The sequence below is a fragment of the Haladaptatus sp. DYSN1 genome (assembly GCF_029489995.1).
Lineage (GTDB): Archaea > Halobacteriota > Halobacteria > Halobacteriales > Halococcaceae > QDMS2.
Genome location: NZ_CP120470.1, coordinates 1,438,479 through 1,454,638, shown reverse-complemented (window position 1 = coordinate 1,454,638; position 16,160 = coordinate 1,438,479). Strand labels below are relative to the sequence as shown.

General features: G+C 60.5%; 19 protein-coding genes and 1 tRNA gene. 13 read left to right on the top strand and 7 right to left on the bottom strand.

The annotated features are described in order from the left end of the window. The first annotated feature begins 17 nt into the window (after positions 1–17). The 5 genes from P0648_RS07870 to P0648_RS07850 are packed head-to-tail and all read left to right on the top strand — an operon-like array spanning position 18 to position 3,219. A complete protein-coding gene (locus P0648_RS07870) occupies positions 18–515 on the top strand; it encodes a hypothetical protein (RefSeq protein WP_276247814.1) in 498 nt (165 codons plus the stop codon). A 2-nt stretch (positions 516–517) separates the two neighbouring features. After that, positions 518–1,123, top strand: coding sequence for a hypothetical protein (locus P0648_RS07865; protein WP_277505834.1), 606 nt, complete (start codon positions 518–520; stop codon positions 1,121–1,123). Beyond that, positions 1,111–2,040: a hypothetical protein gene (locus P0648_RS07860; RefSeq protein WP_277505833.1), complete on the top strand. Its 930-nt coding sequence runs from the start codon at positions 1,111–1,113 to the stop codon at positions 2,038–2,040. Before P0648_RS07865 ends, P0648_RS07860 begins: the two co-directional genes overlap by 13 nt. Next, on the top strand, positions 2,037–2,474 hold the full coding sequence (locus tag P0648_RS07855; protein WP_276247817.1) for a hypothetical protein: 438 nt from the start codon (positions 2,037–2,039) through the stop codon (positions 2,472–2,474). The genes P0648_RS07860 and P0648_RS07855 overlap by 4 nt, the downstream gene beginning before the upstream one ends. Beyond that, positions 2,467–3,219, top strand: coding sequence for a hypothetical protein (locus tag P0648_RS07850; RefSeq protein ID WP_277505832.1), 753 nt, complete (start codon positions 2,467–2,469; stop codon positions 3,217–3,219). Before P0648_RS07855 ends, P0648_RS07850 begins: the two co-directional genes overlap by 8 nt. A gap of 6 nt (positions 3,220–3,225) precedes the next feature. Here P0648_RS07850 and P0648_RS07845 read toward each other — a convergent pair whose 3' ends face one another. Then, on the bottom strand, positions 3,226–4,761 hold the full coding sequence (locus tag P0648_RS07845) for a hypothetical protein (protein ID WP_277505831.1): 1,536 nt from the start codon (positions 4,759–4,761) through the stop codon (positions 3,226–3,228). A gap of 199 nt (positions 4,762–4,960) precedes the next feature. On the opposite strand from P0648_RS07845, the gene P0648_RS07840 reads away from it, so the two are divergent. After that, the gene (locus tag P0648_RS07840) at positions 4,961–5,485 is read left to right on the top strand and encodes a universal stress protein (RefSeq protein WP_276247820.1); all 525 of its coding nucleotides are present in this window, start codon (positions 4,961–4,963) and stop codon (positions 5,483–5,485) included. Here P0648_RS07840 and P0648_RS07835 read toward each other — a convergent pair. The 4 genes from P0648_RS07835 to P0648_RS07820 form a co-directional block, all read right to left on the bottom strand. Beyond that, on the bottom strand, positions 5,473–5,925 hold the full coding sequence (locus tag P0648_RS07835; RefSeq protein WP_277505830.1) for a pyridoxamine 5'-phosphate oxidase family protein: 453 nt from the start codon (positions 5,923–5,925) through the stop codon (positions 5,473–5,475). The genes P0648_RS07840 and P0648_RS07835 overlap by 13 nt on opposite strands. 48 nt (positions 5,926–5,973) lie before the next feature. Beyond that, positions 5,974–6,207, bottom strand: a complete 234-nt coding sequence (locus P0648_RS07830) for a hypothetical protein (protein ID WP_276247822.1) — start codon at positions 6,205–6,207, stop codon at positions 5,974–5,976. Between the two features lie 48 nt (positions 6,208–6,255). Continuing rightward, entirely contained in the window at positions 6,256–6,663 is a 408-nt protein-coding gene (locus tag P0648_RS07825; protein ID WP_277505829.1) for a hypothetical protein, read from the bottom strand. A gap of 458 nt (positions 6,664–7,121) precedes the next feature. Then, positions 7,122–7,193 (bottom strand) — tRNA-Ala (locus P0648_RS07820). 235 nt (positions 7,194–7,428) lie between these two features. Here P0648_RS07820 and P0648_RS07815 point away from each other — a divergent pair. From P0648_RS07815 to P0648_RS07800, 4 genes are read left to right on the top strand one after another with little or no spacing between them, the layout of a single operon-like run. After that, positions 7,429–7,899 (top strand): 30S ribosomal protein S15, encoded by a 471-nt coding sequence (locus P0648_RS07815; RefSeq protein WP_276247824.1) that lies wholly within the window; start codon positions 7,429–7,431, stop codon positions 7,897–7,899. A 3-nt stretch (positions 7,900–7,902) separates the two neighbouring features. After that, a complete protein-coding gene (locus P0648_RS07810) occupies positions 7,903–9,063 on the top strand; it encodes an exonuclease RecJ (protein ID WP_277505827.1) in 1,161 nt (386 codons plus the stop codon). Next, positions 9,060–9,293, top strand: a complete 234-nt coding sequence (locus P0648_RS07805; protein ID WP_277505826.1) for a KEOPS complex subunit Pcc1 — start codon at positions 9,060–9,062, stop codon at positions 9,291–9,293. Before P0648_RS07810 ends, P0648_RS07805 begins: the two co-directional genes overlap by 4 nt. Then, on the top strand, positions 9,286–9,969 hold the full coding sequence (locus P0648_RS07800) for a 30S ribosomal protein S3ae (RefSeq protein ID WP_276247827.1): 684 nt from the start codon (positions 9,286–9,288) through the stop codon (positions 9,967–9,969). Before P0648_RS07805 ends, P0648_RS07800 begins: the two co-directional genes overlap by 8 nt. A 90-nt stretch (positions 9,970–10,059) precedes the next feature. Here P0648_RS07800 and P0648_RS07795 read toward each other — a convergent pair whose 3' ends face one another. After that, the gene (locus tag P0648_RS07795; protein WP_277505825.1) at positions 10,060–10,488 is read right to left on the bottom strand and encodes a plastocyanin/azurin family copper-binding protein; all 429 of its coding nucleotides are present in this window, start codon (positions 10,486–10,488) and stop codon (positions 10,060–10,062) included. A 93-nt stretch (positions 10,489–10,581) separates the two neighbouring features. On the opposite strand from P0648_RS07795, the gene P0648_RS07790 reads away from it, so the two are divergent. The 3 genes from P0648_RS07790 (at position 10,582) to P0648_RS07780 (ending at position 14,227) form a co-directional block, all read left to right on the top strand. Continuing rightward, positions 10,582–11,265: a protein sorting system archaetidylserine synthase gene (locus P0648_RS07790; protein WP_276247829.1), complete on the top strand. Its 684-nt coding sequence runs from the start codon at positions 10,582–10,584 to the stop codon at positions 11,263–11,265. Positions 11,266–11,312: 47 nt separating this feature from the next. Next, on the top strand, positions 11,313–12,593 hold the full coding sequence (locus P0648_RS07785; RefSeq protein ID WP_277505824.1) for a HEAT repeat domain-containing protein: 1,281 nt from the start codon (positions 11,313–11,315) through the stop codon (positions 12,591–12,593). Positions 12,594–12,727: 134 nt separating this feature from the next. Beyond that, positions 12,728–14,227, top strand: a complete 1,500-nt coding sequence (locus P0648_RS07780) for a phosphatidylserine/phosphatidylglycerophosphate/cardiolipin synthase family protein (protein ID WP_277505823.1) — start codon at positions 12,728–12,730, stop codon at positions 14,225–14,227. Here P0648_RS07780 and P0648_RS07775 read toward each other — a convergent pair. Then, entirely contained in the window at positions 14,214–16,127 is a 1,914-nt protein-coding gene (locus P0648_RS07775) for a DHH family phosphoesterase (protein ID WP_277505822.1), read from the bottom strand. The two genes, P0648_RS07780 and P0648_RS07775, sit on opposite strands and share 14 nt — an antisense overlap. Between the last annotated feature and the right edge of the window lie 33 nt (positions 16,128–16,160).

Genomic DNA, 16,160 nt, shown 5'->3' with positions numbered 1-16,160 from the left:
GACGCGCACAAACTTCGATGGACTTCCTGGTGGGGATGAGCATGTTCCTCATCATTGTCATCTTCGTACTCTCGTTCGTGCCCGGCATGATCGAGCCGTTCAACGACAGCGTCCAAGAGGACACGGTGGCGGTGGACCGAGTTGCCACACAACTATCGAAGAATATGCTCGGTTCGACCGGCGAACCTTACCTATTGGACGGTCAATGTACAGGAGCATTCTTCGGTGGAACTGACCCTGGGAATTGTAACTTCGAACCTGCCGACAGTGTTTATGACAGAGTAGGAATCAATGAAACGTTCCAGAAACTCAACATCACCATCGAGCGCGACACGGATGGGGACGGCGACCGAGAAATCCTCAGGCTGGACAGCAACGGGGAGATTGTCCCAACTGGTGGGACTCTCCTCAGAGAGGGCAGCGTCCCGCCCACTTCGAGTGGATCGGTGGTCGTCGCCCGACGCGTCGTCTACCTCGACGGACAGGACGTGTCACTCATCGTGAGGATGTGGTAATCATGCGAGCACAAGCACACACACTCGAAGGCATCGTCGCGTCGTTCCTGCTCATCACTGGGCTGGTCTTCGCGCTTCAGGCAACGGCGGTCACGCCGCTGTCTGCGAGTACGTCGAGCCAGCACATCGAGAATCAGGAGCGCGCAATCGCAGAGGGCGTCCTCGCCGCGGCGCTGGAGAACGGCACGCTGGAAGTTGCCCCAGTGTTCTGGGACAATCGAACCGATTACCTTCGGTTCCATAACACCTCTTCCAGACAGTACTACGTCGATAATCTTCAGCCAAATTTGACTTTCACTAATATGCTCGAACGGAACTTCGGGGATGCGGGTATCGCGTACAACGTGAATATCGTTCACATGACTGAAACGGGGGCTGAGCGGGAACGCCGCCTCGTCTACCGTGGGGTGCCGAGCGATAACGCGGTCACCGCGTCTCGCATTGTGACACTCTATGACGACGATGTGCTCTACGACCACGAAGGCAACCCAACCACCTACACAGTGAGCAAGGGTGCCGACGAAGACAAATTCTACATGAGCGACGCGAGGCCCGGAAGCGCGGTGTTCAACGTGGTCAAAATCGAGGTGGTCGTATGGCGAATGTAGACGACCGTGGCCAGATCATCCTGGTCATCGGGCTCGTCCTCGCCGTGATGTTCGTCGCACTCGCGTTAGTGCTGAACACGGCCATCTTCACGGAGAACTTGGCCACGCGGAGCAACGACGGCGCGTCCGCAGACGCGTTCGAGTTCCAGGACGACGCCGTGTCGAGCGTCGAGGGTGCGATTGCCTATGCGAACGCACACGACAACGGAAGTTCCACAACGCTCTCTGACAGCATCGGTGATAGCGTCGATGATTATAATACGCTCAGTTCGAGCCACAACGCGAAAAGCGGCAAATTTGTGTCGACTTCCGTGACGTCAATGACGGACGGCAAGCGCATCTTCCAGACCTCTTCGTCTGCGCTTGACAGCGCAGCAGGCAGTCCTGACTGGACGCTCGCGACGGGCGTTTCAAACACGCGAGACTTCAGCATGAAGGTCAACCCGTCTATCACCTGCGTGACGTTGACGGATTGCTTCTACGTCGAATTCGCAGACGCGAGCGGCAACACGTGGCATATTTATGTGGAAGATCCGGACCTCGATTCGAGCGATACGAGAATTACGGTTAAAAACGCGGGCGGAACGCAAAAGTCGTGTACTGTAGGAGTAGAAACGGCCAAGGTCAACGTAACCGAAGGGACCATCAGTGGCGAGTCATGTGAGGCTTTGTCGCTCCTCTCCGATCTGCCGAGCTCCTACGACATCCACTTCCGGAACGGCGGCGACGGTTCAATATCTGGCACCTACGACGTTATCCTCGAGACGACGTCCGATACCGGCAACTTCGGCTCTGCACCGGATGAACCACGCATCGCGAACGCCATCTATTCGGCGACCATCGAAATCGACTACCATCACCCAGAGGTCTCGTACTCGAACACCGTTCGCGTAACCTCTGACGGAGACGAGCTATGATGGACAACAGAGGTGTCTCCTCGACGCTCAACTACGTCCTCGGTCTCGGGGTCGCGACGGTGCTCGTGATGGGCCTACTCATCGCGGGCGGCAATCTCATCGAGGATCAGCGCGAGCAAGTCACTCGAAACGAATTGTCCGTTCTCGGCCAGCAGGTCGTGAGCGACCTCGCTGCGGCCGACCGATTCACGCAAGAGGGCGGGGAGGTCACGCTGAATCGCGACCTGCCGAAATCGGTGGCAGGACAGACCTACAGAATCACGGTTACACACAACACTGGCCAGCAGTACTACCTGACACTCACCAGCGCTCGGACCGACACGTTGGTCCGAATCGAGTTCGTTTCGAAGACGACGATATCGCCGTCGTCGGTCGATGGTGGTCCAATCAAAATCGTGGGTGATGGTGCAGTGGTGGAGGTACAAAATGGATAATCGAGCGGTGAGCGAAGTACTTGGGTTCATCCTCATCTTCTCGCTCATCTCATTGACTATCGGCGTCATCTACGTCACGGGACTGGGTGGACTTGCCGATACGCGAGATGCAGAGCGCGTGAACAACGCAGAGCGAGCCTTCGACGTGTTAGCGCACAATATGGAGGATATCTCCGAACACGGCGCGCCGAGTCGAGCGACGGAGGTTCGTCTCGCTGACGCCCAGCTCTCGGTCAACGAGGAGGTAGAGATTCAATACACCTTCATCGACCAGAGTGGGGTGACGGAACCGACGTCGCTGCCGGTGGTCATCAAGCCCATCGTCTACGACTCACAGACGGGAACTGACATCGTCTACGAAGCTGGGGCGGTCATTCGTGAGCAACCGGACACCGCGCGAATGGTGCGAGAACCAGGATTCGTCTTCGACGAAGACAACCCAACGAACCGAAATCCGCTGTTCATGATCGTCCAGACGACTTCGACGACCAATCAGGACATTGGCGGATCGAAGACGGTTCGCGTCAGAGCGATTCACGAATCGACCGTCGTCGAATCGACGGGGTCGAATGGCCCGTACACGATGAAGGTGTCCGTGACCAGTCCGCGCTTCGAGGCCTGGGAATCGTACTTCGAAGGGAAGTGCAACGACGTTACGACGTCAGGAACGACGGTAACGTGTACGCTCGAAAACGTGGACAAGGGTTACGTGACGAAAGTGCAGACGACCATCGAAATCGAATGAACCTCGCTAGCGAAGTCGCACCGTAATCTCATTTTCCGTGATGTGGAGGAACGTAATGTATCGAGAATCATCGGTAACTTCGTAGTCGAGATAGCCCGACGATTCACTGGCGTCCACGCGGCCTGCATTATTCTCGTTGCCCTTCCCGGGTCCTTCGTGGACGGTGAGTTCGAACGTCGGCCCCATCAGCGAGAAGTAATGGTTTACGAGAAAGTCGACTGATTCGGCATCGGCGTCTTCGGTGTACGTTGGATCCGTTTCAGCGGGGTCGCTACAGACCCCGTCGCCGTTGGTATCGCAGTCTGCTTCGTGCTGGTCGATCGTGGTCGAAGACGGTGCGTCGTTGCCGACGATTTCGGGGCCGTAGTTCCACTTGTTGTCGCTTCCCTGGGTATCAATGTCGCCGTACGTGAGGGACGTGTCACTTGTGAAGTCGATGGTAAGTACCTTCTCGTCGCAGTCGATATCGATGTTCGGGTCGGTATACGGGTCGATGGCTTCGTTTTGCCACTCTTCGTGAACCCCTGTCGTCGAGTTGTAGTAGTAGATACTCATGTCGAGTGTGCCCGGATTAGCTCCGCACAGGTTCTGGGTTGATGCGACGTGAAGCTCGAATTCGGTGTTGGGTCTGTCTTTCGTGTAGAGCGACCAGTGGAGTTGATTGAACCCGTTTTTGTCCCCGTGAAGCTCGACTTGAAACTCGTTCACTTTGTGATTCGTCGCCATCGACGGAACGTCCACAGAGCCGTCCGGCTCCGGTATCTGGAAGTCCCGTAGCGGGTTGCCGGTCGATTTCAGCTGTAAGGTGACGGTTTCGTTATCGTGGTCTGCGTACACAGCACCCGTCGTCCGCGTTCTGAAGTACTCCGCCCAACCTTCGGAGTAGGGGCCTTTCACGGTGATGTTGATCGTGCCTTTGTTGAGTGGATTCCTGTATAGAGCCTGTGTAACGTTGTACGGTGCACCCTGTTCGGTTCCGTCTGCGGCACGCGCCGCTGCGGTAGTGTTCGGGAAAACGTGGCGTTCGCGCTGTGTCGGGTCGATGGTAACGGTGGTTGCCCCGGAGATGTATCCCGAGCCGGTCGTGCGAATCAGCGGGAGGGTGAGCGTCGCATCACGATAGTGAAATTCCGGTGGAGAGATCATTCGCGCTGGCCCGTCGCCGTCTTTTCGCCAAACGCCTCCGCCCTGATAGGCGATTTCCGAATCGTCGGTTGTGAAGACGAGGGCTCCGAGACTCTGATTGTAGATTGTCTCGGTGTCCCCGTTTCCGGTGTAGTTGTTGTGGGTGACGCGAATCCATCCCGTACGTTCGCGGATTTCGTAATTTCCGTTTGCGTTCGGGAAATCGAGGGTTTGTTGGCTCGATGCGCCTAGCGCGACCATCGCGGCACGTGAGTCGAACAGTGTGAGCGTCTGTTCTGCACGTTCGAGTTCGGATTGCTGACGGGTATCTTCGATAACGACCGCACCGAAAGCGGCCACTGCGGTCGTTCCCATCACCACGAGCGCCATGATGAGAATTGTGCCAACTGGTTCCATCTGTCCACGAGTGTCGCCCGTGAGAGAGAACGAAGTACACACTCGCGGCCCGGAGGACCCGGTCATAGATACTCCCTGGCAGTGTCAGACTATAAAACATTCTGTCACTCAGTGAAATTATCTCTCGTTGAAGTGTTCCCGGATGTGACCCCCGCCCGGAAGACTATATCTTTGCGATGCGACAGTATCAATACACGAGATGTACGACAACATATTGTTCCCAACCGACGGGAGTCTTGGGATGTCGAAGGTGCTTACGCAGTGTCTCTATCAGGCGAGACAGAGCGGGGCGACCGTCCACGTCGTGTACGTCGTGGACGTGCGGTCGTACATCATCCTGCCTGAAGAAACTCAGGAACGTATCGTCGAACTCCTCGTGGAGGAGGGACAGCGCGCACTCACCGAGGTAGAAACGCGGGTGAAAGACAAGCCGGACTTTGAGGACGTATCGTTCGTGTACGAAATTCTGCAGGGAATTCCGCACGAAGCCATCCTCGAATACGCTCGCGAAGCGGACATCGACCTCATCGTAATGGGAACGCACGGGCGAACCGGGGAGCGAAAGCGCGTGCTCGGAAGCATCGCAGAGGAAGTCGTGAGAGAGGCGAGTTCACCCGTCCTAACGGTTCGTATCCGCGACGAGGACGTCGCGAAGATACGAGAGGAGATTATGGGTGAGGTAGCGGTGGACGAACCTGAGGAATCTCCGCGCTATATCGAGTGAGGACGTGCTGATTTTCGACCCGTAAGTTCGACGGTATCGAGCACGTACATCGAGAAGACGAGGTCCTCTGTCGGCGTCTCGAAGATGTCGAGCAGGGGCAAGTCGGCCTGCCTCAGTGCCCGGACGACTTCGAGATTCAGTTCGTCGTCCGCAATCTCACGGAGGCGACCCGCCGCGATGACGCTTCGCCACTCACCGTCCACCTCATCGTAAACGACGAGACGCGCCGTCTCGGTGTCTTCTACGTAGGCTCGTTTCTGGCTCTCGGGACCGTAACCGAGCCGGAAGTAAAACCGCGTCGTGGCCGGGTCGAAGCCGTAGGAGATGGGAATCGCGTAGCTGTCGGCGTCGCGAGCCAGCGCCAGTACGCCGGATCCGCCGCGGTCGAGAAACGCCTCGATCTCCGCGTCGCCCATCACCGACGAGTGGGTGTCACTCATAAGTGAATTGACGTGAGCAGCGTGCAAAAAGCTAGGTCTAGGTGGCTGTCAGTGCTGGTGGGTGAACAACAGCACGTCGTCGTCGTGCATCGAGACGCAGAGGTCGAGCAACCGGCTCAGTTCGAGGCTGTTGTACTCGTCTTCGCACACCACGAGGTCGTCGAATGGTTTCTCGCAGGCAGGACACGCGATGCTCACCGTGTTCCGGTAGGTCGTCACGCCACCTGCGCTTTCGTGGGGCGTGAGCGACTGCACCAGGTCGTCGTAGGTGTCTGAATCCATCGCTAGAGTGGTCGTCGTCGCTCCGTGATAACTCTAGGTACGGGGACGTCAGAAGTACCCGCTCATCCCAGGCATAAGGAGGGTGAGCACAAGCACGATGATGAAACTGAGAGCAATGAAGCTGATAATTCCGAACACACCGCCGAGAACAACCGCACTCGACGCGAGGAACCCGCTCATACGATGACGGTTCTGGAGCCCCTTCGCTTGCATCGAGAATCCATAGACGATGGCGATGAGGTTGAGAACTGGAATCCAGCCGACAGAGAGCAGCAAGGCGGTGGGGTACGCCAGCGCTTCGACGGTGCGCTTTAACCCCCGTTCCCCGAACGCGCTCACCACCGCGTGCGTACACACGACGTGACAGAGGAAACTCGTGTAGCCGAACAGACTGGCCAGGATGACGACAAGCGAGACGCTCGAAAAGACCGAGGAGAGCCCGGTCAAATCGACCACCGCACTCACCCCTCCGAGTAGCATTCCCCCTACCACTGCCGAGGCAGCGGCGTAAACGAGGGGGAATCGAACGTCCCTACTCGATTCATAGAACGCTTCTGAAGATAGGATGACTGAACGGGCACCATTGGCCCCTGTCTGTCGGCTTTTCATGACATCTGGTTTACGGGTATGCCGGTGTTAGTTATACTACGGATAGCAATTTTCCGCTAGCGTACCTGTCCACTACTGTGAAATAACAGTCTTTTAATCAGACCCTTTAACGCGAGGTGCTGTGCCGACAGAAACTCGAACCAGAGAGTGCCTTCAACATTGTCATACTCATTGAAATCGACGCGTACTGCGGACAATCGAAGTACTAATCTGGGGAGAGTCGTTCATCAATGTACGTTCGTCGGATATAATTCAGACGGTGCGTGACTCGCTTCGCTCGTCGTGTTGTATCGCGAAAATAATAGTGGACTTGCCGGGATTTGAACCCGGGGCCTCTCCCATGCCAAGGGAGTGATCTACCCCTGATCTACAAGCCCGCGTCAGCAATATTCGCTTTCCGGCGGTTGTTCATAAACCCATCGAACCACCTTCGGGAGGGCGAAAATGCGCATAGAAACCGTTTAGTGGCTCAGGGGGTGAACTACCCGTGGGAACAACACGGCCGCAAATCTGACATCGCCGTGCACTTGCACGGCTCTGGGATTGCGGTAGTGACCGGCGCGTCCCGCGCCGAAACGTCTAGAGCGGTCTGTGCGGTTCCTATCCTCAACTATGGCACGAATGCACACTCGACGCCGCGGCTCGTCCAAATCGGACCGACCCGTGGCTGACGAACCACCGGAGTGGAGCGACGTCGACGCAGACGCAGTCGAAGAGCGCGTCGTCGAACTGGCAGAACAGGGTCACACCCCAGCCGTCATCGGACTCAAACTCCGTGACGAAGGTGTTCAGGGCACGCCTGTCCCGAACGTCAAGCTGGCGACGGGCAAGAAGGTCACCCAGATTCTCGAAGAGAATGACGCGAAGGACGACCTTCCAGCAGACCTCCGTAACCTCATGACGCGCGCCGTGCGTCTCCGAGACCACATGGAGGAGAACCCGAAGGACCACCAGAACAAGCGCGCACTCCAGAACACGGAGTCGAAAGTGCGCCGGCTGGTCTCGTACTACCGCGGCGACGAGCTCCCCGCGAACTTCAAGTACGAGTACGAAGAGGCCAAAGAAATCCTCGGTCTCCAGTAATCGATGTCCGCAACCGGTCGCACAGGAGGAGACGCCCCCGACGCGAGTGAACTCGCCGCGACGTGCCGCGACGCCGACTTCGTTCGGTTCGTCGCCCACGCAGACGGCGATGCACTCGCCGCAACGGGGCTCATCGCCCGCGCCCTGAGCGGTGCTGGCGTCCCCTTCCAGGCGAGCGTGGCTCGCTCGGGGAACCTCTCGCGACCGGCCAACACGGACGACGTCACCACACTCCTCGTCGGCGGGACCGACCCGTCGTACGACGGTGCCATCGACGCCAGCGCACGACCGGCGAGCGTGACGGCGGAAACCGTCGCACGCGAACTCGCTGCGGACCCCGACCCGGTGTGCGCCCTCGCGGGCGTCGTCGCCGCGGAAGGGCATCCGAGCGAGTACGCGGAGCTTCTCGAACGCGCAACGGAGCGTGACCTCGTGAATCAGCGACCCGGCGTCGGAATCCCGACGGCGGACCTCGCGAACGGGCTCGCCCATACGACCCTCGCTCACGCGCCCTTCTCAGGGAATGAGGGGGCCGCGACCGCGGCGCTGGCAGACATAGAGTTACCTGTCGACCTCGACACCCGCGCACAGCGACGCCTTGCTTCGTTGCTCGCCCTCGCTACTGTCTCTGCAGACGGGGCGACACCGCGAGCAGCCGAGGCGGTCGAGCGCGCCCTGCACCCCCATGCGACCGACGGCCCGTTCGCCACGGTCGAAGGGTTCGCAGACGTACTTGACACCGTCGCACGCGAGCAGCCGGGCACGGCGCTCGCACTCGCGCTCGGACACGATGCGAAGACCCCAGCACTCGACGCCTGGCGTGCCCATTCGAAGCGGACGCACGCGGCACTCCGCGAAGCGGCGACCGGCCGATACGACGGCCTGTTCGTCGCCCGCATCGACGACGACGCGAACCCGCCAGTTCGAACGACGGCCCGCCTGCTCCGGGATTTCCGCTCGCCGGAGCCCGTGGCGCTGGTCGTCGCGGACGGCCGGGCCGCAGTTTGCGCGACCGAGCAACAGGGGCTTCTTGGCGAAAAGATGGCAGCGGCCGCGGCTACCGTCTCTGGAACCGGCGGTGGGCGCGACAGACAGGGCTACGCCGAATTTGGGGCCGACGTGTCGGCTCCGGATTTCGTCACGGCGTTCAGGGAGGCGCTATGAAACGCGCGACCATCCGGACCACACACGAGCACGCCGCGGAGATTGCGGCGGCGCTCGAACCGGACAACACGCCAGAGATGCGCATGACGGTCACCGACGACGAAATCGAGATGATCATCGAGCGCGAGACGACCGGCGGCCTGCAATCGACCGTCGACGACTACGTGGTGAACCTCACGGTGGCAGCACAGCTTACGAACAACCCGAAAACAGAATCCAACAATGAGTGAACGATCAGTCTCTCGGCGTAAACAGCAGAAGCGTTGGTACAAGGTGCTCGCACCTGAACAATTCGACCGCGCAGAACTCGGTCAGACGCCTGCTGACGAAGCCGAGAAGGTCTACGACCGAACCATCGAAACGACGCTTGGCGAACTGACGAACGACGCCAGCAAGAACAACACCAAACTCACCTTCAAGGTGAACGACGTCGGCAGCGACGCCGCGTACACCGAGTTCGTAAAGCACGAACTCACCCGCGACTACCTTCGCAGCCTCGTCCGGCGCGGAGCCTCGAAAATCGACGCGAACATTACGGCCATCACGAAAGACGGCTACCGCGTCGAGATTCAGCCGCTCGCCCTGACGACCAAGCGTGCGAACCACAGCCAGGAACACGCAATCCGCAAGCAGATGATCAACATGGTCGAGGAGACCATCGAGGACCACACCTACGAGCAGATCGTCGACAGCATCGTCGACGGTCGCATCTCCTCCGCCATCTACGCGGAAGCGAAGACCATCTACCCGCTTCGCCGTGTCGAAGTCCAGAAATTCACCCTCGAAGCCCGCCCAGAAGAGGTCGAGGCCGAGGAAGAAGCCTCCGTCAGCGTAGACGAAGAGGACATCGGCGTCGACGTCGACGAAGAACTCGAAGCAGAAGACGACGAAGAAACCGAAGCGTAATTCGGCCTTCTCGTTATCGAGATATTTTGCGGTTTGTGGATAGGTTGCGGCCTGCGGACGGGTGCGTCCCATCGCCCCCACGAGCGACGGCTATTCGGTGACGACGAACGTCGCAATCATCCCGCCGGGTTCGTGGGGGACGCAGAAATAGGTGTACTCGCCGGGAACTTCGGGCGTGTATTCGTAGGTTTCACCCGGTGCGATGGAACCGCCGAGGTTGCCCGTCCAGGCGTCTCTCGCTGCCTGTTCTGACTCGAAGCCACCGGAGGCGAAGTAGGCAGCACCGTCGGGAATGTCGGCCTCGTAGGCCGTCACGGTGTGACTGCGGCCACCTGTGTTCTTCCAGACGATGGTCGTGCCGACGGGAACCTCGTAGGGGTCGCTCGGATGGACGAAGCGGTTTGCGGACATCCCGATGTCGTACTCCGCGCTCCCGTCTGGCTGTCCAGACGACGTACAGCCAGCCACAGACAGTGTCAGGGCGGTCGCGGCGGTGGAGAGAAACGCACGCCGGTGCATAGTCGAATCTCACGGCTGGAACGATATATGCTCGCCGATTGGGTGTGCGAACGAACATAAAGAGGTAAGGCCGAACCTCTCCACCGCCACAGTATGCAGCCCCGTTTCGTCGGGCGGTTGGGACTCGCGGACGCGGTCACCGTCGCCAACGCGGCTCTCGGCTTTCTGGCCGCCGCCGTGGCGATGGTCGACCCGTCGCTCGCCGCGCGACTGATACTGCTCGCCGCCGTCGCCGACGGACTGGACGGCGTCATCGCCCGGAAGATGGGCGGGACGCCGGTCGGTGACTACCTCGACTCGCTCGCGGACGTGGCCTCGTTTGGCGTCGCCCCCGCGTTGTTCGTCGTGAGCGTCGCCAACGCGGAGTGGGGCCTCGTTCTCGGTGACCTCTCGATGCGAGGCGTCGCCGCACTTGGTCTGCCCGCGCTGTTCGTCGCCGCGGCGGTCATCAGACTGGGACTTTACACCGCCTACGACGTGGCGAAACACACGACAGAGGGCGTCCAATCGACGCTCGCGGCGACGATACTCGCCGTCGTCTTTCTCGCCGGCTTCCAGGGAGCGACGCTGCTCGTGGGACTTGCCGGGCTCTTTGCGTACCTCATGGTCACGACGATTCAGTACCCGGAACTGTACGCCCGCGACGCGATTGCCATGGGCATGATTCAGGCGCTCGCCATCCTCGCACCACTGGCGTTCGACCGCATCTTCCCAAAGGGCCTGCTGGTGGCCGCGGTAGCCTACCTCGTGTTGGCTCCGCGCTTTTACTGGCGATAAGGCCGAAGGGAAACGCTCTTAGGTTGACCTGCCGGTAGTTCACGTATATGAGCAACGGGGACGAGGAACCCGAGACCCCCGCGGAGGACGCACCCGCAGTAACACCCGAGTCGTTCGAAGAACGCCTGGCTGAGGTCGAAGAGTCCTTAGACGAGGCGGAAACCGAGTCTGACCTCGACGAAATCGAGGCGCGACTCGACGCTCTCGAGACGGACCTCGGAGCGGCCGAACTCCCAGAACCGGAGGACGACGACGAGGACGACCCCCGCGAGGAACTGGAATCGAAACTGAGCGACCTGCGAGACGCACTCGAAGACGCTCGTGGCCCGTACGCCGAGGATGTCGTGAGTGAAATCGAGGCCGCGAAAACCAAAATCGAGGAAGGCGAGTGGACCGAGAAAGGCGACGACGAAGTCGTCACGGCCGCCGGGTCCTACGCCGACCGGATGGGCGAGATTCTCGACGCCTCGTTCGTCGTCGAGAGCGATTCGCACTACGACGTGCTCAACACGCTCGACGAAATCGCAGAAGCCGTCGAAGCCGCGAATCTCGACGCAGACGAGGACGAAGAGACCATCGCGGCACTCGTCGAAGCCACCGAAGAGTTCAAACAGGACCTGGAGGACGCCCAGGAGTGGGACGACCTCACTGTCGTCGAAAAGCTCGACGCACAGGGCTTCTACGACGTGCTGACGCCGAAGAATCGCAAGGACTACCCACCGGAACTCAACGCGGTTCGCATCTACGAAAAGGAGAACAACCCGGAGATGATTCTCCTCGCACTCGACATGCTCGAGTCGAACTTCATGCAGGAACACTGCATCGAAGCCCTCGGCCGCATGGGGTCGCCTGAGGCCTACGACGCGATGATCGGTCCGGCCCAGAAGCGCAAGAAGCCACAGATCGAAGTGCTCGGCAAAATCGGCAACCCGGACGCACTGGAGACGCTGCTCGAATACGTCGAAGCCGACAACGACCCACAACTCCAGAAGGTCACGATGAAGGCACTCGGCGAAATCGGTGACGAAGAGGCCACGCAGGTCATCGCTAACAACCTCGTCGCGGAGAACGAAGGCGTTCGCAGCCAGGCGGCGCGCGCACTCGGCCTCCTCGGCGACACCCGCGCCGTCGAACCGCTCGGCGACGTGCTCGACGACGACGAGTCCGACACCGTCCGCGCGAGCGCCGCGTGGGCACTCAACCAGATTGGGACGAAGGCGGCCCTCGAAGAGGCTGCCCGCTACGACGAAGACGCGTCCTACATCCTGCAGGTCGAAGCCGAGAAGGCGTCTGCTGCGCTCAAACAGACGACCGAACCGGCGGCCTGACCGGACGAACCTTTTTACACGAAGCTGGGACCACTCCGTGGCGTGTTCGTCCGTCTGGTCCTCGCACTCGCGCTCGTGCTCACCGTGTTCCAGCGACCGCGTCACCGACCGCAGACTAGCCCACGTTCGTCGCGGTGTACCCAAATCCGCTCACGGCAGACGACGCGGGCGAGTACGTCGTCATCGAGTTTCCGACAGCCAAAACAGGCAACTGGACGCTATCAGATGGAGAGACGACCGTCTCGCTGTCGCGTGTGAATTTGGCGGGACCTTGCGCCCTGACCGCCGAACTAGGGGTAACCGCAAATCGAACCGAGTATCCAGTCGCCACACTCCCGACTGCGCTCGAACTGTCGAACGGCGGGGAGACGCTAACGCTCCGGCACAAGAGAAACGTCGTGGATACCGTCACGTACGAGAACGCACCGCCGAGCGAACGGTGGGAGCGGACGGACGTAGGATGGACGTGGGAACCCCTCGGTGCAACGAACCGCCCGGTCGTTTCGGTTGGACCTGTTCCCGTCACGACGTTCCTCCCGGACGCACCAAATGCGACGCTCGACGCAATCCAGACTGCAGACAGTCGCATCCTCCTCGCGGGTTACACCTTCTCTTCGTCGCGGGTGGCAGACGCCCTCGTCGCTGCCAACGACAGTGGCATCGCTGTTCGAATACTGCTCGACTGCGACCCCGTCGGCGGGATGACGACTCAGCAGGCGGCGACGCTCGACCGACTCACAGCCGCAGGTATCTCCGTCAAACTCGTCGGTGGCCCGCGTGCTCGCTATTCGTTTCACCACGCCAAGTACGTCGTCGTGGACGACCGTGCTATCGTCCTCACAGAGAATTGGAAGCCGGCGGGAGTCGGCGGTAACGCGAGTCGTGGCTGGGGAGTCGTCGTGGCGAACGCCACGCTCGCAGACGAACTCGCGGCCACCTTCCGGGCGGATGCGGAGTGGCGCGATACAACGGCGTGGGAGCGGGCACGCTCCACTCGCGAGTTCGTTTCAATCCCGCCGGCCAACGGGTCGTATCCGCGTCGCTTCCGCCCGCAATCCCTCAGCGCCGAGTCCGTCGAACTGCTCGTCACCCCGGACAACGCCGAACCCCGACTCGTCGAGCACCTCGATGCGGCAGAGGAATCGATTCTGGTAGAGCAGGTCACGATTGGCGGTCGTGACCACGCGCTGTTGGAAGCTACCCTTCGGGCAGCGCATCGCGGCGTCTCGGTACGAATTCTCCTCAGCGGCGCGTGGTACGCCCGCGAGGAAAACGAGGCACTTGCCACCGCACTGAACGACCGGGCGCGTAGGGAAGGACTTCCGCTCGAAGTTCGCGTAGCAGAGCCACGCGGCAGATTCGAGAAGATTCACGCGAAGGGCATCATCGTGGACGGCGACACAGTCGTCCTCGGCAGTCTGAATTGGAACGACCACGCGCTCAGAGAGAATCGAGAGGTGGTAGTCGTTTTGCACGGCGACGCCATCGGCGACTATTTCACGAGCGTTTTCGACGCAGATTGTCGCGGCGGGTCGTGGTGGGTGTCGATGGGCGTGCTCGGCGCGGTTGCACTGTCGGCACTCGCGGCGGGAGTAGTTGGAAAGAAAGTTCGTTTCGTGGTCAGTCGTGGGTGACGATGGTGCTGCGAAGCTCTTCGTCGATTTCCGCGGCCGCCATTTTCTCGACGAGCGCGTCGAGGACTTCCTCACGCATCCCCTTCACGAACTTGATGGACCCGACGACGAGATGGCCGCCGCCGCTGACGCCGCCGCCTTTGACCTCCTCATTGAGTTCCTGAACCATGTTCGGGATGTCGAGGCGGACGCCGTCGGAGCGGAGGACCGTGAAGTCGGGACCGTAGCCGATGGTGATGACCGACTCGCCCGTCTCCTTGACCTTGCGGTCGTGGATTTCGCCAGTCGTCTTCCCCGGTGCGGGGTAGGTAAACCGGTGGGCGTGGCGCTCTAAGTCGATGCGGTAGAGGTGCGCGTCGTTGTCGAGCACCTCGTGTTCGACGTGGGGCATCACGGAGTCGAGTTGCTTCTCGACGTCGCGCTCTGCCCGCGAGGAGAGGAACTCGACGAGCTTCCGGTGGCGCTCCTCGTCGTCGCAAGCGACGTTCAGGATGTCGTTGATGAGGTCACGACCGTCGTTGTACTTGAGCCAGTAGGCCTCGTAATCGAGTGCCTCGCCGATGTTCCAGAGGTCGTCCTCAGTGTAGCCTTCGGCTTCCGCGAGGTCGATGTACTGCTCCATGGCCTCGGCCTTCGAGCGGTCAGTGAGCCCGGCGACAGCAGGGACGTGGTTGAGTTCGTCCGCCAGGTCCGGGTAAATCATCCGCGCGAGTTCGACGCACATCATGCCCGTCGTGATGCGGTAGTCCTCGTCGTGCATGTACGGGTTCACGTGCTCTTCGACGAGCGGTTCGACCGCCTCCGGGTCGGGGTGGTGGTGGTCGACGACGACGATTGGGATGTCGTAGTGGGCCAGGTTCTGGTAGGCCGGGATGTCCTCCTCGGTGCTGCCGTTGTCGAGCATGAGCAGGAGGGGGAGTTTCTGGCCGTGTCGGGCGCGGTCTTCGAGCGAGAAGTTCAGGTCGCGGACGACGTCCTCCATCTCGTAGAACGGTGCCTTACTCGGCAGGCGCTTGAGCAGGTGGCGCGGTGCCGATGGGTCCTGATGGGTCTCCTCGATGAAGCGCTCGATGGCGAGTTGGACGGGGACGCTCGCGCACATCCCGTCACCGTCTGCGTGGTGGCGCATCTTGATGGGGCGCCCTTCGAGCACGGTGCGTCGCAGGAGCGTCGCCACGCGCTTCAGGTCGGGTCGGAGTTTCTCGAACGCGGGCCAGTCGATGAGCGGGTCGACGTCTGCAGCCTCGGCGCGTGCGTCGAGGGCGGATTCGAGTCGGGCTGCGACTTCGGTGGCTTCCTCGCCGTCGAGGGCGTCGATGTTCGAGGCTTCGACCTGAATCGCGTCGTCGCGCGAATCGACGACGCCCGTGACGCGAACCACGTCGCCGACTTCGATGTCGGGGTAGGCGCGGACGCCAGCGTCTTCGAAGGCTGCACACGGGACGACGGCCGTCTCGTCGCGCACCTGGAAGATGGTCGGGCCGCCGGTCTGTTTGATCTGGACGACCTCACCCTCCAGATGGATGGTGTCGGTCGAGGACGGGGTCAGCGAGTCGGCGTCCGAAATCTCGTAGTCGTGGGCGACGGTGACTGTCTCGTAGTCCGGGAGGTCAGCGACGGTAAAACTCAGGTCGCCGTTCTCGCGAATTTCGGTCAGGTAGACGATGAGTTCGTCGCCGACTTCGTAGCTTCCGTCGAGTGCGGACTCGTGAACCAGACCGGATACTTCGTCGGAAATATCGACGAAGATGCCGTAGTCGACGACTCCGTTTACGGTTGCGTGGTAGTACTCCTCGGCGGTGACGTCTTTCAGCGTACACTCCGCAGCGAGGTCATAGACAACAACCCGGTCAGAAGAACTTGCGCCGGCAGTATCGCCGGCATCGGGTGGTGATGACATTCTTATTTCTCGTTTGGCTTTGCTCCGTTTAAC